The 436-nt window shown below is 47.2% G+C and carries 1 tRNA gene and 1 pseudogene; both read right to left on the bottom strand.

What is annotated here, in order from left to right:
* Positions 1–25 precede the first annotated feature (25 nt).
* Positions 26–200, bottom strand: a pseudogene (locus tag QMM04_RS23135) (nuclease); the annotation flags it as partial.
* 130 nt (positions 201–330) lie between these two features.
* A tRNA-Ile gene (locus QMM04_RS23140) sits at positions 331–406 on the bottom strand.
* Positions 407–436 lie beyond the last annotated feature (30 nt).

Genomic DNA, 436 nt, shown 5'->3' on the forward strand with positions numbered 1-436 from the left:
TTTTCAATCTTTCAACAGTGTGCCGTCACTTGGGAAACGGTATTTTGACTGCCGAAGAACCCAACCTCGCTCCTGGCTTCCTGCTCACTGAGGGTTTCAAGCCATTTCACTTGCACAAAATACTACGACTTATCGAGATCGTCCGCATTCTGGCGATGCAGTTCGCCATATTTGAGTTCGTCGATGGCGAGTTCTTCACCGGGCAATTATGAACAGCTTTGAAAGGCATGGGGGTAAAAAACCATCGCCATTTTATCGCCACTGCAAAACACAGAAACAAAAAAACCACCGTAAGAGGTGGCTTATTATCATGATTTTAATCACTAAATTTGGTGGCCCCTGCTGGGTTTGAACCAGCGACCAAGCGATTATGAGTCGCCTGCTCTAACCACTGAGCTAAGGGGCCAGCGGAGCGGGGATTATAAAGTATCTCGGA

The sequence above is a fragment of the Pantoea sp. Pa-EAmG genome (assembly GCF_030024295.1).
Classification (GTDB): domain Bacteria; phylum Pseudomonadota; class Gammaproteobacteria; order Enterobacterales; family Enterobacteriaceae; genus Pantoea; species Pantoea dispersa.